The organism is Nostoc sp., assembly GCF_036916655.1.
In the GTDB taxonomy this organism is placed as follows: Bacteria; Cyanobacteriota; Cyanobacteriia; order Cyanobacteriales; family Nostocaceae; genus Nostoc.
Window position 1 is genome coordinate 88,392 of record NZ_JBALFY010000025.1, and the last position, 21,675, is coordinate 110,066.

General features: G+C 41.3%; 25 protein-coding genes and 1 other RNA gene. 12 read left to right on the forward strand and 14 right to left on the reverse strand.

Annotation, left to right across the window (positions count from 1 at the left end; all coding sequences use genetic code 11):
* Positions 1–150 precede the first annotated feature (150 nt).
* The 3 genes from V7L31_RS07390 to pstS all read left to right on the forward strand — a co-directional run bounded on the left by V7L31_RS07390 (position 151) and on the right by pstS (position 3,554).
* Positions 151–891, forward strand: coding sequence for a cytochrome c biogenesis protein CcdA (locus V7L31_RS07390; protein WP_334695644.1), 741 nt, complete (start codon positions 151–153; stop codon positions 889–891).
* A 30-nt stretch (positions 892–921) separates the two neighbouring features.
* Entirely contained in the window at positions 922–2,319 is a 1,398-nt protein-coding gene (locus V7L31_RS07395) for a cytochrome c biogenesis protein (RefSeq protein WP_334695645.1), read from the forward strand.
* 137 nt (positions 2,320–2,456) lie between these two features.
* Positions 2,457–3,554, forward strand: a complete 1,098-nt coding sequence (pstS, locus tag V7L31_RS07400) for a phosphate ABC transporter substrate-binding protein PstS (protein ID WP_334695646.1) — start codon at positions 2,457–2,459, stop codon at positions 3,552–3,554.
* A 28-nt stretch (positions 3,555–3,582) separates the two neighbouring features.
* On the opposite strand, the gene queF is transcribed toward pstS, so the two are convergent.
* From queF to V7L31_RS07425, 5 genes are all read right to left on the reverse strand, one after another.
* Positions 3,583–3,996: a preQ(1) synthase gene (gene queF / locus V7L31_RS07405; protein ID WP_334695647.1), complete on the reverse strand. Its 414-nt coding sequence runs from the start codon at positions 3,994–3,996 to the stop codon at positions 3,583–3,585.
* A gap of 88 nt (positions 3,997–4,084) precedes the next feature.
* Positions 4,085–4,486, reverse strand: a complete 402-nt coding sequence (locus tag V7L31_RS07410; protein WP_179064536.1) for a hypothetical protein — start codon at positions 4,484–4,486, stop codon at positions 4,085–4,087.
* 152 nt (positions 4,487–4,638) lie between these two features.
* A complete protein-coding gene (locus V7L31_RS07415; protein ID WP_334695648.1) occupies positions 4,639–5,025 on the reverse strand; it encodes a phasin family protein in 387 nt (128 codons plus the stop codon).
* 25 nt (positions 5,026–5,050) lie between these two features.
* Positions 5,051–5,147, reverse strand: an RNA gene (ffs, locus tag V7L31_RS07420) — signal recognition particle sRNA small type.
* Positions 5,148–5,184: 37 nt separating this feature from the next.
* Positions 5,185–5,451: a YciI family protein gene (locus tag V7L31_RS07425; RefSeq protein ID WP_334695762.1), complete on the reverse strand. Its 267-nt coding sequence runs from the start codon at positions 5,449–5,451 to the stop codon at positions 5,185–5,187.
* Between the two features lie 64 nt (positions 5,452–5,515).
* Between V7L31_RS07425 and V7L31_RS07430 the strand changes: the two genes are divergently transcribed.
* From V7L31_RS07430 to V7L31_RS07440, 3 genes are all read left to right on the forward strand, one after another.
* Positions 5,516–6,226: a PEP-CTERM sorting domain-containing protein gene (locus V7L31_RS07430; protein WP_334695649.1), complete on the forward strand. Its 711-nt coding sequence runs from the start codon at positions 5,516–5,518 to the stop codon at positions 6,224–6,226.
* A 266-nt stretch (positions 6,227–6,492) separates the two neighbouring features.
* Complete coding sequence (locus V7L31_RS07435) at positions 6,493–7,362, forward strand: inositol monophosphatase family protein (protein ID WP_334695650.1); 870 nt, start codon at positions 6,493–6,495, stop codon at positions 7,360–7,362.
* Between the two features lie 50 nt (positions 7,363–7,412).
* On the forward strand, positions 7,413–8,390 hold the full coding sequence (locus V7L31_RS07440) for a 2-dehydropantoate 2-reductase (RefSeq protein ID WP_334695651.1): 978 nt from the start codon (positions 7,413–7,415) through the stop codon (positions 8,388–8,390).
* A 14-nt stretch (positions 8,391–8,404) separates the two neighbouring features.
* Here the strand turns inward: V7L31_RS07440 and V7L31_RS07445 are convergent, their stop codons facing one another.
* From V7L31_RS07445 to V7L31_RS07475, 7 genes are all read right to left on the reverse strand, one after another.
* Positions 8,405–9,469 carry an Mrp/NBP35 family ATP-binding protein gene (locus V7L31_RS07445; protein ID WP_334695652.1) on the reverse strand — a complete coding sequence of 355 codons (1,065 nt, stop codon included), beginning with the start codon at positions 9,467–9,469 and terminating at the stop codon, positions 8,405–8,407.
* A gap of 289 nt (positions 9,470–9,758) precedes the next feature.
* Entirely contained in the window at positions 9,759–10,520 is a 762-nt protein-coding gene (locus V7L31_RS07450; protein ID WP_334695653.1) for a DUF4058 family protein, read from the reverse strand.
* 19 nt (positions 10,521–10,539) lie between these two features.
* Positions 10,540–11,514 (reverse strand): HEAT repeat domain-containing protein, encoded by a 975-nt coding sequence (locus V7L31_RS07455; protein ID WP_334695654.1) that lies wholly within the window; start codon positions 11,512–11,514, stop codon positions 10,540–10,542.
* 45 nt (positions 11,515–11,559) lie between these two features.
* A complete protein-coding gene (locus V7L31_RS07460) occupies positions 11,560–11,787 on the reverse strand; it encodes a 4Fe-4S dicluster domain-containing protein (RefSeq protein WP_012408944.1) in 228 nt (75 codons plus the stop codon).
* Complete coding sequence (locus V7L31_RS07465; RefSeq protein ID WP_334695655.1) at positions 11,778–12,185, reverse strand: HAD family hydrolase; 408 nt, start codon at positions 12,183–12,185, stop codon at positions 11,778–11,780. Before V7L31_RS07465 ends, V7L31_RS07460 begins: the two co-directional genes overlap by 10 nt.
* A 26-nt stretch (positions 12,186–12,211) precedes the next feature.
* Entirely contained in the window at positions 12,212–12,916 is a 705-nt protein-coding gene (locus V7L31_RS07470) for an HAD family hydrolase (RefSeq protein ID WP_334695656.1), read from the reverse strand.
* Between the two features lie 2 nt (positions 12,917–12,918).
* Positions 12,919–14,628 carry a fumarate reductase/succinate dehydrogenase flavoprotein subunit gene (locus V7L31_RS07475; RefSeq protein ID WP_334695657.1) on the reverse strand — a complete coding sequence of 570 codons (1,710 nt, stop codon included), beginning with the start codon at positions 14,626–14,628 and terminating at the stop codon, positions 12,919–12,921.
* A gap of 383 nt (positions 14,629–15,011) precedes the next feature.
* Here V7L31_RS07475 and V7L31_RS07480 point away from each other — a divergent pair, with 383 nt between their 5' ends.
* Together V7L31_RS07480 and V7L31_RS07485 are read left to right on the forward strand one after the other, a co-directional pair.
* Positions 15,012–15,590 (forward strand): NADPH-dependent FMN reductase, encoded by a 579-nt coding sequence (locus V7L31_RS07480; RefSeq protein ID WP_334695658.1) that lies wholly within the window; start codon positions 15,012–15,014, stop codon positions 15,588–15,590.
* A 68-nt stretch (positions 15,591–15,658) separates the two neighbouring features.
* On the forward strand, positions 15,659–15,958 hold the full coding sequence (locus V7L31_RS07485) for a hypothetical protein (protein WP_334695659.1): 300 nt from the start codon (positions 15,659–15,661) through the stop codon (positions 15,956–15,958).
* Here the strand turns inward: V7L31_RS07485 and V7L31_RS07490 are convergent.
* A complete protein-coding gene (locus tag V7L31_RS07490) occupies positions 15,942–16,481 on the reverse strand; it encodes an SH3 domain-containing protein (RefSeq protein ID WP_442944373.1) in 540 nt (179 codons plus the stop codon). The two genes, V7L31_RS07485 and V7L31_RS07490, sit on opposite strands and share 17 nt — an antisense overlap.
* Positions 16,482–16,793: 312 nt before the next feature.
* On the opposite strand from V7L31_RS07490, the gene bcp reads away from it, so the two are divergent.
* From bcp to V7L31_RS07510, 4 genes are all read left to right on the forward strand, one after another.
* Positions 16,794–17,273: a thioredoxin-dependent thiol peroxidase gene (gene bcp / locus V7L31_RS07495; protein ID WP_334695661.1), complete on the forward strand. Its 480-nt coding sequence runs from the start codon at positions 16,794–16,796 to the stop codon at positions 17,271–17,273.
* Between the two features lie 109 nt (positions 17,274–17,382).
* Positions 17,383–18,009 (forward strand): type I restriction endonuclease, encoded by a 627-nt coding sequence (locus V7L31_RS07500; RefSeq protein ID WP_334695662.1) that lies wholly within the window; start codon positions 17,383–17,385, stop codon positions 18,007–18,009.
* 5 nt (positions 18,010–18,014) lie between these two features.
* Positions 18,015–19,196, forward strand: a complete 1,182-nt coding sequence (locus V7L31_RS07505) for a cysteine desulfurase family protein (RefSeq protein WP_334695663.1) — start codon at positions 18,015–18,017, stop codon at positions 19,194–19,196.
* An 88-nt stretch (positions 19,197–19,284) separates the two neighbouring features.
* Complete coding sequence (locus tag V7L31_RS07510) at positions 19,285–19,749, forward strand: hypothetical protein (protein WP_334695664.1); 465 nt, start codon at positions 19,285–19,287, stop codon at positions 19,747–19,749.
* Positions 19,750–19,864: 115 nt separating this feature from the next.
* Here the strand turns inward: V7L31_RS07510 and thrC are convergent, their stop codons facing one another.
* The gene (gene thrC, locus V7L31_RS07515) at positions 19,865–20,956 is read right to left on the reverse strand and encodes a threonine synthase (protein ID WP_334695665.1); all 1,092 of its coding nucleotides are present in this window, start codon (positions 20,954–20,956) and stop codon (positions 19,865–19,867) included.
* Positions 20,957–21,675 lie beyond the last annotated feature (719 nt).

Here is a 21,675-nt window from a genome sequence, read left to right on the forward strand (position 1 = left end):
TAATCCGAGCTTAATTGTATTTTAGATACATTTCCTGGGGCAGATGAAATTTAGATAATATCAGATGCGGATAATCACTTCTGCTGACTCTACAGACAAAAATAAGCTACAATTCAAGCAGAGTAAGCATTTCCCGCTCATAAACTCCCCATGTTTGATCACCTGCAAACCCAAATTTACCAACTAGAACAATTTGCCGACAGCCTCGTTTCTAACCAACTGACACACCTTAGCGTGGTGAGTATTGGTATCATCTTTGCGGCTGGCTTGCTCACCAGTCTCACACCCTGTATGCTTTCCATGCTGCCAATTACCATTGGTTACATCGGCGGTTATGAAGCCAAAAGCCGCTTGCAAGCCGCGGCCCAATCCACTTGGTTTGCTTTAGGTTTAGCAACTACATTGGCAGGGCTAGGAATTATAGCAGGTTTAGTTGGAAAAGTCTACGGTCAAGTGGGAATTGGTTTGCCGATTATCGTCAGCATTATCGCCATTCTGATGGGGCTGAACTTATTAGAAGCACTGCCTATACAATTTCCATCCTTGAATGAAACGAATTGGATTTCGCCAGATTTGCCAACAGGATTGCGTTCCTATTTGCTGGGACTGACTTTCGGCTTAGTGGCATCCCCTTGTAGCACCCCTGTTTTAGCCAGTTTACTAGGTTGGATTGCCAATACACAAGACTTAATTTTAGGTGCTGTTTTGCTACTTTCTTACACAGCCGGTTATGTAGCGCCGTTGATTTTAGCGGGTACTTTTACAGCTTCAATTAAAAAATTACTGGAATTGCGTCGCTGGTCTGGTTGGATTAATCCAGTTAGTGGGGCACTATTGGTAGGATTCGGTGTATTTTCCTTAATTTCTCGGATTCCCCTCGGCAGTTTTTAATATCAATACATTTGTTAGATTTTACACGTAATGACTTTAGAAGATTCAGCTGCAAAAGAATTAAAATGGTGGGCAATACCTGGGCAGTTCTTACGGCAAGAGCTTTTGCCTGTATTGACTAACTTACGATTAGCGATCGCACTACTGCTATTGATTGCAATCTTTAGCTCCACCGGTACTGTCATTGAGCAAGGTCAGTCACCTGGATTTTACCAAGCCAATTACCCAGAACATCCAGCTTTATTTGGTTTCTTAACTTGGAAAGTAATTCAAGTAGTTGGATTAGACCACGTATATCGTACCTGGTGGTTTCTGGCATTACTCATCTTATTTGGTACTAGCTTAACTGCTTGTTCATTTACCCGGCAGTTACCAGCCCTAAAAGCTGCCCAGCGCTGGAAATATTACGAAGAACCACGACAATTTCAAAAATTAGCTTTAAGTACAGAATTAGATACTGGTTCGCTAGATTCCTTAAACCAAATATTACAGAAACACCGCTATAAAATTTTTCAAGATCAAGAAAAAGCAAATCTCCTTTACGCCCGCAAGGGAATAGTCGGACGCATCGGCCCAATTATTGTTCATATTGGCATCGTCGCTATTTTGATAGGGGGAATTTGGGGCGCGATGACTGGATTTCTCGCTCAGGAAATGGTTGCTAGTGGCGATACATTTCAAGTAACAAATATTGTCGATGCTGGGCCTTTAGCTGCAAAAATCTCGAAAGATTGGTCTGTGCGAGTCAATCGTTTTTGGATTGATTACACTCCATCTGGTGGCATCGATCAATTTTATTCTGATCTGTCTATCTTGAATAATCAGGGAAAGGAAATTGACCACAAGAAGATTTTTGTCAACGAGCCTCTGCGCTATCATGGCATAACTTTTTATCAAACTGATTGGGGAATTGCAGGCGTTCGCGTCCAATTCAACAACAGCCCCATTTTTCAGCTACCAATGGCGCAATTGAACACCAACGGTAACGGGCGCATTTGGGGAACCTGGGTTCCTACTAAACCAGATTTGAGCGAGGGTGTCTCTCTATTAGCCAAAGACTTGCAAGGGATGGTATTAATTTATGATGCCACTGGCAAACTTGTTGATACAGTCCGCGCTGGAATGTACACCGAAGTAAATGGCGTGAAGCTGAAAATTTTGGATGTCATTGGTAGCACAGGCTTACAAATTAAAGCCGATCCAGGCATCCCAATTGTTTACTCAGGGTTTGGTTTGCTGATGCTGGGTGTGGTGATGAGTTACTTTTCTCACTCACAAATCTGGGCATTGCAAAAAGGCGATCGCTTGTATATTGGTGGCAAAACTAATCGCGCCCAAGTTGCTTTTGAACAAGAGGTTTTAGATATTTTAGACCGGCTGAGTTCACAGCCAAAACGTGAGGAGAAAGAGGCCACGATTGAGGTTTAAACGCAGAGGGGCGCAAAGGAAATCGCAGAGGAACGCAGAGAATTACTTTGCGTACCTTTGCGTTAACCTCTGCGCTCCTCTGCGTTTCAAAGCTATTTACAATTAATTAGAAAATTACTAGAGGTATTTATTCAACATTGGAACAAAAGATTTCTATATCTGCTCAACTTCAATTTAAGGGACGCGTTTACCTTTTACCCCTAATCGCTATCTTGTTAAACATCACTTCTTGCACTGCGAATAATCGAAACATCAAACATATTTCTCTCGTTGGTGCTGGGGCAAGTTTTCCTGCACCTTTGTATGAGCGCTGGCTTGCAGATTATAACCAGCAACATCCTGATGTCCAAATTAACTATCAAGCGATAGGGAGCAGTGCTGGAGTGCAACAACTCATCGAAGGTACTGTGGACTTTGCAGCTAGTGATGTGGGAATTACAAATGAACAAGCAGCCAAAATCAAACGGGGAGTGATTGCTTTACCTCTAACAGCCGGTTCTATTGTGTTGGCTTATAACCTCAAACCAGTTGCACAGCAGTCACCTCAAGTCAATGTGCCAACTGCTCTCAGGCTACCACGCCAAGTTTACGTAGATATCTTTCTCGGAAAAATTACGAATTGGAATCATCCTAGAATAGCCGCAGCTAATCCAGGAGTAAGTTTACCCGATTTACCCATTCAGGTTGTACACCGAACTGATGGTAGTGGGACTACAAGCGTGTTAACGCAACACCTAAGCGCCATAAGTCCAGAATGGAAAAGCAAGGTTGGGGCTGGTAAATCTGTAGCATGGCGAGTAGGAATTGGTGGAAAGGGTAACGAAGGTGTTACCGCCCTAATTCAGCAAATACCAGGAGCTATTGGCTATGTAGAGTATATTTACGCCAAACAAAATAAACTTCCTGTGGCTGCTTTAGAAAATAAATCTGGTAATTATATTATGCCGACACCAAAATCTGTAGCTCAAACCTTAGAAGCAGTAAAGTTACCCGCCGATAATTTAATTGCTTTTATCACAGATTCTACCGATGCCCAATCTTATCCCATCGTTACTTACAGCTGGCTTTTAACTTATCAGCAATATCCAAACCGAGTTAAAGCTCAAGCGCTGAAAAACTTTGTTGATTGGGCTGTGATTGACGGGCAAAAATCCAGTTTGGAACTTGGGTATATTCCTTTGTCTAAAAAAGTTGTGGTTCAAGTACAATCTGCCATCAATAAAATTGCCGATTAATGCCATCAGCGCTAATCATTGATGATATTTACTTTTGGTGATGCACTTCAACCACGGTATGCACATTACCACGAGGCGTAAAATCTGCTTTCACCGTGACTTCCAACGGATCGCAAGCAGCCACAAAATCATCTAAAATTTGATTGGCAGATTCTTCGTGGGAAATGTAGCGATCGCGGTAACTGTTAATGTAAAGCTTAAGCGCCTTCAATTCCACTACCCGTTCATCAGGCACATAAGTAACGTAAATTGTCGCAAAGTCAGGATAACCGGAAAACGGACATTTGCAAGTAAATTCCGGCAAAGTGATGGTAATGTCATATCGCCTCCCCACACGCGGATTCGGAAAGGTAATTAGTTTACCTTCTGCAATGTCGCGTTCGCCATACTTCATTTCTTGGCTTGCCTGGGATACACTTTCAGATAACTTATCAGTTGTCATTTGTTAATTTTTAGTTGTAATTTGTAATTTTTCATTTACCCCCTGCTCCTCGGTCATTGAGCGTAGCCGAAATTCTGCCCCCTGCCTCTCAATACTCTTCCTTCTCCCAATCTGGACAATTCTCATCTTCACAACCGTGGGGATGCATACCACAAACTAACAAATTACCACCATATACTTGCCCGTGGTAATGACTACAACCGATGCAGGCAGGATTTTTTTCGGCTGTGGGTTCAACTAAGTAAGGGAAACCCGGATCTACATCTGCAACAATGTCTTCCAATTCCCAGTAAGCTTCCATCATTGGTTCAGCAAAATCCTGCAAATACTGATCGACTTCAGTAACAATGTTATTGTGTACTTGCTCGGTCACTTCTTCCGTTAGCTCAAAAAATGCGTCTACTACTTCACTCATTCCCAGGAAGAAACGCTCTACTTCTTCAGCCACTATTTCAACGATTTCTGCTAAATCTTTTTGCCACTGTTCCATAAACTTGACACCTTTGCAGGCTATAAACAGGACGCTTTGTGTTATCTGGCTTGAAGCACTAAAATACACACTAGGCAATGTATCTTATCAAGTTTCTATCTAAAGTGTCATGTCAAAATGCCACTTATTAATGATATTACGAGGAAAGAATGCTATTGGTCGCGTTGCAATCGTTTTAACTCGTCTTGTAGATTTAGTACTTCTTGGCGCAATTTATCTACATTCTCATCATTTGATTCTTCTTTCACCGTTTGTTCTTCATCGTCCTCTAAAATTTCAATGCGGCGAGGTTCAGAAGGGGGTGTTTTTTCAGAGGTTTCACCAGATGCTTGAGCCTGCTGGGCTTGCTTCATCATCTCTTCAACGAAGCGGCGGGCTTCTTCTGTGTTCATTTCGCCCTTTGCAACCATTTCATCTGCCAGTTTTTGGACTTGCGATCGCACTTGGGCTAATTTTCCCCCTGCTTTCTCACCTGCGTAAGAAGCTAATCCAACACCGAGGTAAAAAGCTTTTTGAACAATATCTCCAAAACCAGGCATTGTTGCTGAAGGCTCCTAAAAATAGGGCGACCCGGAGACTACGCCTACCACAAGCCTCCCGTGTTGCTGCTACCTTCCGGTTCTGACAAGATTTGGGTGTTGCGATCGCATAGATCCAGGTCTTCTAAAAGAATAACATGAAAAGTCAGTAAGTGTGTGTTATTCCATAACAATTCGCCATTCATAAAGCTGATAGTTGACGCAATCGTGTTGCACCAAAGGATCGTCAGCCACAATCGCTTCTGCTTCCTGCTTTGAAGCTGCCTCAAACAGCAACATTCCGCCTCTTTGCTCCGCCCAATAACCTGTTCGCGCTTTGTGTCCTTTAGCAATTAAGTCCTGAATGTAGGCTTTGTGAGCAGGTACATATTGGTCAAAGGTAGGTTTATCGACTTTCCCTTCTTCAATTTTTACAAACCACGGCATTAGCTTCTTAACTCCAGTTACAACAAACATCCTGCTTTAGTTATGACTACTTTTGAGTAGCATTTTGATCAAAAATCTGGGTACTCTGCCTCAACGACGTTTGGGTGACATGAGGATTCCGTACAATACATGGGAAAATTCTAGAAGATCCGCGATCGCACTAACGACTTCCATGAAAAATCTAGCTCTATCTGCCATAGCTCTCACCACCGTATCTGGATTAGCTTTCGGGAAAATGCAAACCGCCTCTGCTTTAAATTGGAACTGGAATTATTCTGGTACTGGCATAGCGGCAAACGGTATTCTTACCACTAATGACACCCCTAACGATTTGGGTTTTTACCTGATCTCTGGAATTACTGGTACACGAAATGGTGAAACAATTACTGGTCTGCAACCCGCTGGAACTCCCATACCAGGCAACGAACCTTATAATGTTGATAATTTAATTAGTCTTAATACTCAGCAGTTAACAGGTGATGGTTTTGGGTATTCCACTTCAGGAGGGAACTATTCTAATCGATTTTTCGCGAGTTTTTTGCCGACACCAGGTTATTTAGAGGTTTTTTCTGCGCCGCCAATCATACCAGGTTTTGAAAATTTGGGATTGGAAGATAGTCAGTTACCCATCAGTTTTTCTGCAAGCATCATCACCATCCCTGAATCCACTTCTATTTTTAGCTTATTCATCCTTGGCACTCTGGGTACATCTTCAGTACTCAAACGTCATAAGCTATTCAAATTTACTCAGAAGAAGCCCGAAAAAGTTTCCTAAAACCATCAATAATAATTGAAAAACCCCTAGAGGGAAGCAAGCTACGCGCAGTGTCTCGTAGAGAAGAGAGTTTCAGATAGAAATTTAAATCCTTAAATTTGCAAGAAAAATTGCTATGTCTTTATAGGCTCTTTGAGACATACAGATTAGAGTAATATAGCAGCAACGGTGGTATCATTACATCCAAGTGATACCGTAATTTTGTCTAGATATAGAATTCTATCGCCTTGCCAACGGTAGATTATTTCTAAAAGGAGTTTGCTGCAATGTCCACAACACCAACTACTCGATTAATTTTAGAGACTTTACTCCCCCATCTCAAAGTAGCAGCAGCCTATGCCAATTTTCTGCAACCAAAAATTGCTGCCCTTCCTGCCAAAGAACAAGCAAAAAACTTTTTTGCTGCCGCCCTTACTGATGCAGATGTGGCTATTCAAAATCTAATAGAAGTAGTATTACTGGCCACTTTCCCAGATATTCGCTTTTATGGTGAAGAATATGAAAGTTCTAATAATACCAAGTATTTTCGGGCTACCGAACTCGGTTCAGAAGGTGATTACTTAGTCACACTCGACCCGATTGATGGCACAAAGTTTTACATGGATGGACATTCTAATTACCAAATTATTCTAGGTATTCTAAATTCGGATGACTTTGAAGCAGTAATTGCTATTTCTCCTGCCCAAAACATTTATTTTTACGCCCTTCGAGGTGAAGGTGCTTTTAAAGGGACGTTGGAAACGAGCTTAGAAGCCTGTGCCCCATTAGATATAACATCCGCCCAACCTGCTATTTTGTTGGGATGGGGAATGAATTCTATTGCTCATTTACTAAAAGATCGATATAAAGTAATCGATATAGCGACCGATTACTCTAGTGATATTCAGATTCCCAATCTTAATGGTATTCTTAGTGGCGACTTGAGTGGAGCAGTCATCAAATCGGGCAAATTTCTTGATAGTGCTGCACTCGCTTTTATTGCGAAAGAGGCTGGCTGGATTGTAACTACTCTCGACGGTTCAACTTTACCACCACTGCATACTTGTAAAAACTATAGTCTGCCTGGATTGATCGTAGCTGCCTCAAAATCTGTTCATCAAGACCTGCTGTCAGCGCTGCAAAGCGTAGCTGTTTGAGGTAAAAGCAACTGGATACTATTTTCCACGACTCATAAGCTTTTGACAAAATGAAAATCTGTATTGTTGGCGCGGGTGCAATTGGTGGATATTTAGGGGCAAAACTGGCACTGGCTGGTGAAGCAGTAACCCTGATTGCGCGTGGTTCTCATTTGGAAGCAATTCAAAAAAATGGGCTGAAGTTGCTCATGTCAGATGGTTCTAGCCAAATTGCTACTCCGATGGCAACTAGCGATATTCAGTCAGCAGGGCCACAGGATGTAGTAATTTTAACTGTGAAGGCTCATAGTGTTCCGGCGATCGCACCTTTTCTACCCGCACTCTACAATTCTCACACAATGGTGGTGACGGCTCAAAATGGCGTTCCTTGGTGGTACTTCCGTCAGCATGGCGGTGAGTATGAAGGTACGCGAATTCAATCTGTTGATCCAGATGGGATTATTGAAGCTAGTATCGGTGCTGAACGCGCCATTGGTTGTGTGGTTTACCCGGCAACTGAGATAATTGAACCAGGTGTAATTAAACATCTTGAAGGCGATCGCTTTACTCTCGGTGAAATCGATGGCACTAAAACAGAACGCATCCAATTATTAGCACAGACTTTAAAACAGGCAGGATTCAAAGCCCCAATCCGCAATCAAATTCGCACGGAAATTTGGATCAAGTTGTGGGGAAATGTGGCCTTTAATCCCATCAGTGCCCTGACTGGTGCGACTCTAGAGGATATTTGTCGCTATCCCCTCACCCGTGAACTAGCGCGACAAATGATGAGTGAAACTCAAGCGATCGCAGAAAATTTGGGTATAAAGTTTGGCATCACTTTAGAACAGCGAATCAATGGGGCAGAAAATGTTGGCGCTCATAAAACCTCAATGCTACAAGATATTGAAGCTGGACGCGCTACGGAGATAGACGCTATTGTAGGCGCGGTGGCAGAATTGGGAAAACTCACTCAAATTCCCACACCTTATATTGATGCTATTTATGCCAGCGTCAAGCTGCTAGAAGCGACTAAACTAAAGATTTGATCCTCCCTGAGTTTTTATTTAGATTGTCTGGAATTGGTAAAAGTTGCGTTTAGCGCAGTGGCAATTTGGATAAAAACCTCACTTGCAGGTGAAGTGCGATCGCTGATTGCAATCGGATTTCCAGTATCACCACCACTACAAATATTGGGATCAATAGGAATTTGCCCCAGCAATGGCGCTTGTAATTCTGCTGCGAGTTGTTCGCCGCCACCACTGCCAAAAATTGGCGTGCGTGCGCCACAATCACCACAGATTAAATAGCTCATATTTTCAACGATCCCAAGGACGGGTACACCCACTTGGCGAAACATATATATATTACGTCGGACATCTGCGATCGCTACTTGCTGAGGAGTTGTCACGAGAATCACTCCACAAACTGGGCTTTCTTGGATAATTGTGATTTGAGCATCACCTGTACCAGGAGGTAAATCTATTAATAAATAATCCAATTCGCCCCATTCCACATCTTGCAAAAATTGAGTGATAATTTTATGCAACACAGGGCCACGCCACGCCAAGGGGCGATTTTCTTCTACAAGTAAACCAACTGACATTATTTTTATTCCCTGAACTTCTAGAGGTAAAAACTTATCACCTGTAGGAGTATGAATTACTTGAATCTCAGCTTGTCCTAAACCCAACATTTGCGGCACGTTAGGGCCATAAATATCAGCATCTAGTAGCCCAACCTTTGCCCCTTGCAATTTTAAAGCGGCGGCTATATTTACGGCTGTTGTTGATTTACCTACACCACCTTTGCCGCTAGAAACCGCTAGAGTGATTTTAACGCCAGGAATTGTACAAATTTGAATATAAGTTTTTTTACACCAAGATAAAGATGATAATTTAGATTGAATTTCTGGCTGTAATTGGTGCTGATGGGAACCAATATATAAACGCAAGTAAACATAGTCATCAACTATGCGTAAGTTTCGTACCATTCCCAAACTAACGATGTCATTTTTTAAGGTAGGCTCGATAACCTGTTTGAGAAGTTGGATGACTTCTTGCTGATGGGGATTAGTATCGGGCTTTTCTTCTTCTTGATGTTGAAAGGGGGATTGGTGGTGAGACATAGTTAGGATAAACTTAGTACACAATTTCGTAAATTACTGGTCAATTGAGGATTTAGATTTAAATGCAGAGGGACGCGGAGTTGAGCGCAAAGTTTGTTTGACTATATTCACTACGAACTTAGGCAAAGCTGTACTTAGTTATTAGAGATTTGCCAATTTCAGTATAATAAAAGCGATGGATTTCATTTAAATAATTATGAATTACGTTAGCGAGTGGGCATACTCTTGCAAAGAAGCAAGCTACGCGCAGCGCGAACGTAGAGAGCGCCATTATCAATTACAAATTATTTTAAATCCTCTCCCAAATTTCTCTTAACCAAGTTTCTTCCTGTGGCGATTGGACTATTTTTAAAGGTTGTGAATAATCAATTGCCAAGTCAAATCTAGCACGTTCGTAAACTTCATTTAGTAACCTTTGCAAGTCAACTATTGGCTCAGGTTCCTCCTGATGCAAAGGCACTGGAAAAACAGGAATTGGGTTTTTTAAGTCGAAAGTATATAAGTCTGCATCAGGTCTATTATAGCTGCGACTAACCAAGATACTATAATCTGTGGCTGTTGCTCCTAAAACAGGCATTGACTCTCCTTGTCTCAAGAGGTCAATTTCTACCAAATTGGTTGCAGAAGCCAAAATTTTCTGTCGTTTGTTCTCGTAAGCGGCTCTACCTTCTTTGGAGCGTTTATTTTTAGGGGAAAGTATTTCTATCACCGCAACTACTTCTTTGCTTTGAGTTGTTCGCACCTCTAAAAATCGTTCAGTTACTTGTTCCGGTATAGGAACTTTCACTTTACTGGGTTCAGTAAGTTTTGCAGTAATCAAAGTTGTGCTGTTATCTATAGTGTTACGATTGGCAACGGCTACATCGGCAATTCCCACAAGTAAGATATCATCTACAATAGTATAAACTCGCTCTTCTATGGAAACTCGGTATTTAGGGGCGATTTGAGGAGTTAAATCGTCGGCAACAGCTACAATTAAACGATTGTGAACTTGATGCCAAAGTTCTGGCTGTTCCAAATACGGGTTCATTCCAGGAAATGGATTTCCCATTGCACTTTCCCTTAGTTATTTACTGCTCTCTTGAGACTATTGTATCTGTTTGAATCTTCTGAATCGCCCGTTGTGCTTGGATGGATACTTCTTTATCAGGATCGTCTAAGGCTTGTTGCAAAGGGTTAATAATGTCGGGATGAGCTAAATTTCCAAGAGCAATTACTGCTTCTTTGCGTACATCTGCATATTCATCTGTTAAGGCTTGAATTAATCTCGGCATAACTTGAATATCTGGAATTTTTTGCAAAGCTTGTGCTGCTGATTTCCGCACTTGCCAATGTTCATCATTTAAAGCTATCTCTAATGCTGAAATTGCTTGATTATTTGCATGAATAGTCAGAGATTTAGCTGCATTTCGGCGAACTTGCCAATCACTATCATTTGTAAGTGCTTGAGCAAGTATTGTAATCACTTCTGCATCTTGTAAATGTTCTAAAGTTAAAGCCGCAGCACGACGTACACTTGCTTCCTCGTCAAAGATTAGATTTAAAGCTTGCGGACATTTTTCTAGTTGATTGATATATCGCAGTGTTGTAATGGCTACTTCTCTTAACTCAGGATTTTTTGATTCTAAAAATGGCAATATATATGGCAAAGATTGAATATCATGTATCTTCCGCAAAAGCACCAAAATATTTAATTGAAGATTTACATCATTACTTTGAAGTTTATCTAGTAAAAGTAACAATTCGTCTTGTGTAATTAACTCATTTAATGCTGATGCAGCTTCAGTGCGAATATCTGTATCTGCTGAACCAAGGCTTTCAATTAAAGCAGGGATGGCAACAGGATTAGCAATTTCCCATAGGGCAGATATTGCTATTTTCTGAACAGTAACATTTTCATCTTTCAAAGCGATAATTAAAGCGTCGATTGTGTCATCATCGCCTAAATGCTGCAAGGTTTTTACAGCTACTATCCGATCATTTACGTCAGGCGATCGCAACATTTCCAACCATTGGTTTAATTCCAGATTATTACTTGCAGACATTTTGAATCCTCTAGAAATAATTACTTCTTCTACCACTGCACACAACTAGCGCAACAAAAACGGAATTTGTACAGTAATTGCATTGGTTGGACATTCTTTTTCACAAGGTAGACAAAACCAACACTCATCATATTTCATATAAGCTTTCCCCGTCTCTGGATTTTTTGCCAATACATCCAAGGGACAAACTTCAATACAGGCTGTACATTTTTCTAAACATTTTGATTCATCAACTATCACAGGAACATCTATTCTTTGATTGATTAAAGCCATAATATTTCTCTCTGATTTTCTACTGAAACTGCCAAACGATAATTGCGTGCGAGAACAGTTAGCACTTCATTTACATCAGGTTCCATTACAGCAAAATGATTAAAAATATGCCAAAAACTTTCACCAAGATTGCTGATTTGATCTGTTTGTATATCTAATTGAGCAAGTGTACTTCGATAAGACATCTCTATTAACTCACTAGGAGAAAAGGTTTCTCGCTGTTTCCAATAATGGCAATTATAAGTTTCAAAGACTTGAAGAAAATTAGTCTCACTGACTCTATTTAAATCTAAAGATACTGCACAATCTTCAAGCGCTTTCAGAATAGCTTGACGTTCACATAGCTCAAAATTTAACAGTGTATTATCGAGATCGAAAATTATGGCTTTATAACTCATTTAATTCTTTAATTTCCGAAAATGCTTTATTTCATAGTTGAAATTTTCCTAATTATTTTTAGTATTCCTCTAAAATCTTGACTATAAAATTTATAATTTTTATCATTAGGCTTCCTGACTAAAATTGCTTGTATATCTGCCCGTAATGCTCCAGCGATATCAGCATTGTAGCTATCACCTATCATTATACATTCTGTTTTTTCAATCTTTAAATCATTGAGGACATGAGCATAAAATTTGAGGTTGGGTTTTTCATATCCAATTTTTCCAGACGTATATATTTCTTCAAAGTATTCTGTAATATTTAATCTAGTTATTATTTCGTGTAGTTCAGGTATATGATTTGAGAGAATTATGTTTTTATAATTATTATTGATTGTATATTGTAAAGTAGGAATTACATCATCATATAAATGCCATTTTTCAATATTTTTATATTCATTTTGGACTTGAAAAGCATATTTTATTGACTGATTTCTATTTATCCCTACTCTCTCATATATGCCTGCAAAGTATTCATTCATGTATTCCCACCATGTTTTTTCATTAAACAATAAACTATGGGGAGTTTCAGGCGAGTGCCAAGGAAAGATATTCTTCAAGAATGGTCGAATATCTTCTAAATCTATATTGTAGATTCCATTCAATATTAAAATTGAATGTAATGTTTCACTCCACATCCCTTGACGATAACCTAGTGTATGATCAAAATCCCAAAATAAATATTTCATTTTTATCTCGCTGCTATATCATAAATTTCATGATCTATATCCACACCCACAATGTAAGGATCAACAGGACGCTTAAACAATATCATTTGCTCTAATTCATCTTTCTTTAAGTTGACATGACAAAACCACTCTTCATCATTCTTTTCGGGATAATCTAAGCGGTAATGATAAAGACCCCAACGAGTTTCTTGACGATATAATGATGCTCTGGCTGCCATTTCTGCACAGTCGCGAATAAAATGCACTTCTAGACTACGCATCAATTCATGGGGATCACGAGCGCCCATTAAATCTAATGTTTCTTGATATTGGACAAAATGTTTTAAACCAATCTCGATTTTATTACCTGATTTGGGTGGTTGCAGATAATCATTAACTAAGCGTCTTAATTTATATTCTACCTGAGTATGAGGTACACCATTCGGACGAGTTAAAGGTGCATAAATTCTGGCTTTTTCAGCTTCTAAAAAACCTGTATCTGGTTCGATAAAATCTAAATTTTGAATATATTCAATGGCATGAGTTCCAGCTATGCGACCGAAAACAAATGCCCCAATCATGTAATTATGAGGAACGCTAGCCATGTCTCCGGCTGCATATAAACCTGTGACGGTTGTTTGAGCATTTTCATTCACCCACACACCAGAGGCGCTATGACCACTACATAAGCCAATTTCGGAAATGTGCATCTCTACGCCGTGGGTGCGATAATCTTCATTTCTGCCTTGATGAAAACGTTCTCTACTTGGTCGTTCATTCGCCCACAGTATAGATTCAATTTCAGCGATTGTATCTTCATCAAGATGGGTCATTTTAAGTTGGACTGGCCCTTTTCCAGAATTTAATTCTTTCCAGATTTCCAACATCATTTGACCACTCCAATAGTCACAACTAATGAAGCGATTTCCTTCGGCGTTGGCTGTATGTGCGCCAAAAGGCCCAGCGACATAAGCACAGGCGGGGCCGTTGTAATCTTTGATTAAAGGATTAACTTGAAAGCATTCAATATTACTAAGTTCTGCACCGGCATGATAAGCCATTGAATAGCCATCTCCAGCATTGGTAGGATTTTCATAAGTGCCGTAGAGATAGCCAGAAGCAGGTAATCCTAATCTGCCACAAGCACCTGTACACAGGATGACTGCTTTCGCTTGAATGACAATATAATCTCCGCTTCTAACATCAAACCCCACCGCCCCAATAGCACGTCCTTCTTTGACTAATACACGGGTTGCCATGACGCGATTGGTCACTTTGACTTTGTGGCGTTTGACTTGGCGGGTAAGAATTGTTTTGAGGTCTTTTCCTTCTGGCATGGGTAAGACATATTTACCCACACGATGCACTTGTTTTAAGTCATAATTGCCTTGGGCATCTTTTTGAAATTTCACACCCCAGCTTTCTAATTCTTGGATGACTTCATAACCTAATTTGCCTGTTTGATAAACGGCTTTTTGGTTGACAATCCCATCGTTAGCAAGGGTGATTTCGCGCACGTATTGTTCTGGTGTGGAATGTCCGGGAATGACTGCGGTATTCACACCATCCATACCCATTGCGATCGCACCACTACGGCGGATGTTAGCCTTTTCTAAAATCAGCACATCTGCATCAGGATTGGCTTGTCTTGCCTTGATACCTGCCATTGTTCCTGCTGTACCACCGCCAATGACGAGTACATCTGTTTTGATCCACTGGGTATTGATATTCATAATATCAAGTATTTTTTATAGGTTTTTGCACAAAATACGGTAAACTTGGCAAGTTACTGTATTTTAACATTTTTCGGCATTTACAACAAATAAATTATCCAATCTGGTCGGGATTTTTTTGATTTGGAAGCCCTTTATGGGATGTGAAAAAATGTGTAGGGTTTCACAGATATGTACCCTTACAATGTACTAATTAAAATCTCAATCACTAGATTTTTAGAACAATAGAAATTTGCCGCTTTTCTTGTATTCCTGAAACTTTTCTAAAACAGGGTAGTCATAACGAGAATTTCTAAAGAAACTCTAAAGGTAGCAAATAGCGATCGCCTGAAAACAGGATAATGCAGCTGAACTAGCCAATCCTTCCCATTCAACCTAAAACTATGGCATTTACACCTAAAATCCTGGCCTTTGCTGGCAGCACTCGAATTGATTCTTACAACAAAAAATTGGTAAAAATCGCGGCTACTGGCGCTAAAGCAGCAGGCGCAGAAGTGACTTATATAGACCTCCGCGATTTGCCTTTACCTCTGTTTGATGAAGACTTGGAAGCTGAACAAGGGCCACCTAGCAACGCTCGTACTTTCAAAGATTTGCTGATTTCTCATCAAGGATTGCTGATTGCTTCGCCGGAATATAACAGTTCACTCACAGCAGTTTTAAAGAACGCTATTGACTGGGCGTCCCGTCCAGCCCCAAATGAAGCACCATTAGCGGCTTTTGCAGGTAAGGTTGCTGCCATTCTGAGTACTTCCCCTGGTGCCCTTGGTGGTTTGCGGGGGTTGGTTCACCTGCGGTCTATTTTAGGAAACATCAAAGTTTTGGTACTTCCCGACCAAATAGCCGTACCCAAAGCTTACGAAGCCTTCAACCCTGATGGCACATTAAAAGATCCTAAACAGCAAGAATCTATTGAAAAGTTAGGTGATAACTTAACAAAAATATTGCTAAAGCTCAACTAAGCAAATATACTAGGCGATTAGAAATAGTAGCTACACAAACCAAGTCCGCCTACGCGGACTCAAATAATTTGAAACCCACGGAGGTGGGTAAAGTCTCAGTCTCGTATAGTCGCGAATTCTATGAGACTGTTGGTCAATTCACGGTGTCCTCACCCCTAAAACATTGGTTTGGCGTTGCTTTCCCGCCCGGAAATAAATTTCGGGCTAATAGCTCAAGTCCGTTTCAACGGACTGAAATTAGAGTAGTGACTAATGATGGGTTAGACCCCTTATTAATTCGCCAACAGTCTCATTCTATTCGCCAGGGCAAGGTGTGTTTTTACACTCATCGAGATGCTCCCGTGGGTTGTACTAAGAACAACTGGTAAGGGCTGCACCACATTGATCTTCCTTTGCCAACCAACCTTTAACACCTTGATATTCCACTTGTGCCCAATCTCCCTGACAGCCTAGCAATTTGATAGCCCTATTAGCAGGAATTCTTCCCACCTTTTGTCTTTGTTGACTGGTACTAGCATAGAAATTCACGCCATTAGTGCCGTAGCCCCGCGTTGTTAAACCTAATTTTGGCACAAATACCCATCCAGTTCCTTGAAAACCATCACTAGCATTAGTAATCTGCACCCAATTTCCAATAGCACTAATAACCTGAACTGTCTCGTTTATAGGTATTTGCCCTAGAATTATGTTGTTTGTACTTGCGCCACTCCGCACATTTAAACCTTGCTGATCTGTATCTATGACGTAGGCAAAAATATTACATTTTTGAGGATTAGTTGATTTCGCTAAACCTATTTGATGAGCTATACCAGTATTGAGTATCACACTCATACAACTGAATGCCAATGTTATCAATAGCTTTGATGCGGAATTTTTCACTTTTTTTGTCATATTTTCTTCAATTTTATCGAAACAGAATTCAGGAGTCAGGAGCCAGAATGGGCTAAACCTTAGCTATCCGCTAACAGAATGAATTTTGAACGAAAGAGTAGATAGCGCAGCGATAGCGAGTATTCGAGCGTCGCGTCTGAATCCAGGTGTTTAAGACCACCACTAAATCTTTGATTTAGTGGTGCAACAAAACAGTTGCAGGTCTCAATCCCCCACTAATTCATTCTGACTTCTGAATTCTGAATTCTTCTTCATGACATCAGTATCTAAGATACGACCTGCTACGTTTACACAATCTCTCACATCCCCATCATGAGCAACATTCCCCAAGTCGGACAACTAGCACCAGATTTCTCTACTCTCGATCAAAATGGCAATTCGGTCACTCTCGACGATCTCAGCAGTCAGTGGATTGTTCTCTATTTTTACCCCAAAGATGACACCCCTGGCTGTACCACCGAAGCGAAAGATTTCACCGATTTGTATCAAGACTTCAGCGCATTAGGAGCGAAAATCTTAGGCGTAAGTCCAGATTCGGGTAAGTCCCATTGTAAATTTATCAGCAAACATAACTTGTCAATCACCCTCTTGAGTGACCCAGAACATCTTCTGATAGAAGCCTACGGCGCTTGGCGCTTGAAAAAATTTATGGGCAAGGAATATATGGGTGTTGCTCGCTCAACTTTTTTAATTTCACCTGATAAAATTATTGTCTATGCTTGGCCTAATGTAAAAACCAAAGGTCATGCTCAGGCAGTTTTAACTAAATTACGGGAATTAGCTGCTACGTAACGCAATTGGATATAAGTATAGTGACAGCAATCCTATATAAAATTGCTCTAGAAACTGCTGATGTGATGATTGAAGAAAGAAATTAGACTTTTCACAACTTGAAATAATTATGGTTGAAGTCATCCAAGCTCATAACGTCAGTCTTACTTATTTAGAAGCAAGATTTGGTCTACAACAAACTGAAGGTGAAGATTTTTTTACAGAGTGGTTTGACACTCTGCCAGAAATCACAGATATAGAAAAACAATATCTAGACAGAGTTAAAACTAATTTTATGAGATTGGTCAAACATCCACCAATCTTAGAGAATGCAGTCAAAATGGTAGTTTTATCTCCTTTGTTAGACTTGGCAGGATTCTATCGTGAACCATTTTTTCTGACTACTGAAGAATCTCTAGAAATTACCTTAGAGGATGAAGAAGAAATTATTAGAGGGCGCATTGATGTTCTAGTTATTAAAGAAAAATTGTGGCTGTTAGTAATTGAATCGAAAAGAGCTAGCTTTTCTATTTTAGCAGCCATACCCCAAGCACTGGCTTATATGTTGGGTAATCATAATCCAGACAAACCTGTATTTGGATTAGTGACTAATGGAAGTCATTTTCTTTTCATTAAATTGAGTAAGCAAAATACATTCAAGTATGCTCTTTCTGATGAATTCACTCTTTTAAAGCGAGAAAATGAATTATATCAAGTTCTCAAAATTTTAAGAAAACTAAGTCAAAGTTTGAGTTAATAATTATGTCTCTTCGTCCTATCTACCTTGATGGTCACGCTACTACACCTATAGATGAACGGGTACTCGCAGCAATGCTCCCCTACTTCACAGAAAAATTTGGCAACCCAGCAAGTATTAGTCATGTTTATGGTTGGGAAGCAGAAGCCGCTGTTAAGCAAACGCGAGAAATTTTAGCGGCAGCAATCAACGCTACTCCAGAAGAAATTGTTTTTACCAGTGGTGCAACAGAAGCAAATAATTTAGCTATTAAAGGTGTTGCCGAAACTTATTTTAAAAAAGGTCAGCATATTATTACTGTCGCCACAGAACATAGTGCAGTTATTGATCCTTGTAATTATTTAAAAAGTCTCGGTTTTGAAATTACTATTCTCCCTGTTAAAAAAGATGGATTGATTGATTTAACTGAGTTAAAAAAAGCTTTACGTCCTGAAACGATTTTGGTATCGGTGATGGCTGCAAATAATGAAATTGGCGTGTTACAGCCTTTGGCAGAAATTGGAGAAATATGCCGCGATGGGCTAGGTGGTGCTGGAGGCGATCGCAATATCATTTTCCACACCGACGCAGCCCAAGCTATTGGTAAAATCCCCTTGGATGTACAAGCGATGAAAATTGACTTGATGTCACTAACAGCCCATAAAGTATATGGGCCCAAAGGCATTGGAGCGCTGTACGTCCGCAGACGTAACCCCAGAGTACAACTAGCTCCCCAGCAGCACGGCGGCGGACATGAACGGGGAATGCGTTCTGGTACATTGTATACACCGCAAATTGTCGGCTTTGGGAAAGCTGTAGAAATCGCTTTGGCTGAACAAGCAACAGAAAACCAACGCCTCACTCAGTTAAGACAAAGATTGTGGGAACAGATGAAGCAAGTTGAGGGAATTCATCTCAACGGACACCCTCAAGAACGATTGGCAGGAAACTTGAATATCAGTGTTGAGGGAGTGGATGGATCTGCACTTTTGCTAGGATTACAGCCAGTAATGGCTATATCTTCTGGTTCTGCTTGCTCGTCGGCAAATACTGCACCTTCCCATGTTCTCACAGCACTGGGACATCCCCAACAGCTAGCTTATGCCTCAGTGCGGTTTGGTATTGGCAGGTTTAATACAGAAGAGGAGATTGATATTGTGGCAAAACATGCGATCGCTACCATTCAAAGTTTACAAAATAAACGTTAACCATGAAAGCTCATCAGATATAGAGACATAAAGCAATCTGGGATAGCAGAATAATAACTGTTGACTCTCGACCGATGATTATTAATTTATGAATCAAGACTTAAGCCAGCAGTGGTTGACAGAAATCCAGACAATCAAAGAGCAGATGGCATTCCTACAACACGAGCGCGATGCTGCTTGGGAAAGTGCCCAAAAATGGCGTCAGCTTTATAACACAGAAGCAGAACAACGCCGCACAGATGCCCAACTCTCCCAACAGGCGATCGCATCTCTCAAAGCAGATTTGCACAAACTCCAAGGTCTTGAAACAGGGACGCTGGAAGCTGGGACAACAGTCAAAGCTATCGAACAAGAAATAGAGCAGCTAAAATCTGTCGAGGACTTGCAAGCTAAACTCATCGCTGTAATTAAAGAACGCGATCGCCTTTTGCAAGCTTTGAAAACTGAGCAAGATAACCACGCCCAAAGCCGCAATAGCCTAACTACTGCCTTGGGCGATGCCATTGATAGCTTGACACGCGAACGAGCAGAGGCGGCGGAGAAGGGGGCGTAGGGGAGGCAGGGGAGCAGGGGAAGCAGGGGAAGCAGGGGAGGTAGAGGAGCAGGGGAAGCAGGGGAAGAAAAACTATTGATTATTGCCCAGTCCCCAATACCCAGTCTCCAATACCCTAAAATCCCATTGCCTTGGCTACTGCGCCCAATTCTGCTGCAATACCCTGTTGAAATTGACTGTGATTGTGTTTAATGGCTGTATCCGGGTCTTTTAGACCATTACCTGTGAGGACACAAACTACTGTCGCCCCTGTAGGAACTTGGTCTTTCACCTGCAACAACCCAGCGACAGAAGCGGCGCTAGCAGGTTCGCAGAAGATACCTTCTGATGCTGCTAATAGTCGATAAGCATCGAGAATTTCGGCATCGGTAACGGCGTGGAAATTTCCCTGACTGGCGGTTTGGGCTGCGATCGCTAAGTCCCAACTAGCAGGGTTGCCAATGCGAATTGCTGTCGCTAGGGTTTCGGGATGCGCCACTGGCTTACCGTGTACTAAGGGGGCTGCACCTGCGGCTTGGAATCCCATCATTCGGGGTAAGCGATCGCACTTTCTCGCTTGATGATATTGACAAAATCCCATCCAATATGCTGTTATATTTCCCGCATTGCCTACAGGGATACATAGCCAGTCTGGGGCATCACCCAGGGCATCGACAATTTCAAAAGCTGCTGTTTTCTGTCCTTCTAGGCGGTAGGGATTGACCGAATTCACCAAAGTAATCGGATAGCTTTCGGCCATCTCGCGGACAATTTCTAGGGCTTGGTCAAAATTACCTTTAATTGCCAATACTTCTGCCCCATACAGCAACGCTTGTGCCAATTTACCCAGCGCCACATAACCGTCGGGAATCAGTACAAAGGCATTCATCCCTCCACGTCTAGCATAAGCGGCGGCGGCTGCTGAGGTGTTGCCTGTGCTGGCACAAATTACTGCTTTTGCCCCTGCTTCCTTGGCCTTGGAAATTGCCATAGTCATTCCCCGGTCTTTGAAACTGCCGGTGGGATTGAGACCGTCATATTTGACAAAAACCCGTACTTGTCTGCCAATACGTTCTGCGATCGCTGGCGCTGGGATGAGAGGCGTGTTACCCTCCAACAGAGTCACAATCGGTGTGTTTTCGCTGACAGGCAAATATTCGCGATAGGCTTCTATCAGTCCAGGCCAGGGTTGGCGATGGGATGTAGCAACAGACAGGCTCAAAGTCACGGGATTTAAAATTTATTAATGTAAGGATTGGATATTTAGAGAGTGCGAAATCGGGAAGGCAGAATGGGTAAGACGAAGAAAGTGAATTTTTCCTTGCCAGTTCCCAGTTATGAGTCCCTTAATTCAATTAAGAATATTATTTTTTGTGGTGCAGGCGTTAAATTTGGTATTTTTATTTTTTATTTAGAATGTCAGTTTATCATAACTGCCATAGCAACCTTCAGTTCAACAAATTTAGCAAAAATACCAGGCTGCGATTGTAAATCGCCGCTACACAAACTTTCGTCCGCCTATGCGGACTCAAAGAATTTGAAACCCACGGAGGTGGGTTTTGTCTGTATGTCCGCGAATTTCATGAGACTGTTGGCGAATTAATAGGGGGTCTAAGTAAGGTCGGCGTAAATAATTATCGTTGGGATAACGCAGGGAACAGGGGGGAAAAGAGTTTGAGCCTTGTTTACTTTTCTTTATACAGTTTGGTTTTATCGTGCTGGCTTACTTAACCCATCATTCATGATTACTCTGATTTCAGTCCGTTTCAACGGACTTGAGCTATTAGCCCGAAATTTATTTCAGGGCGGGAATGCAACGCCAAACCAATGTTTTAGGGGTGAGGAATCAAAAGAAGCAGGGGAGCAGGGGGCAGGGAGCAAGGGGGAAAATTGAGCGCCCGATTGTACTCTCGGTTTGCGTAAGAGCGCCCTAGAAAGGCGGGGCTT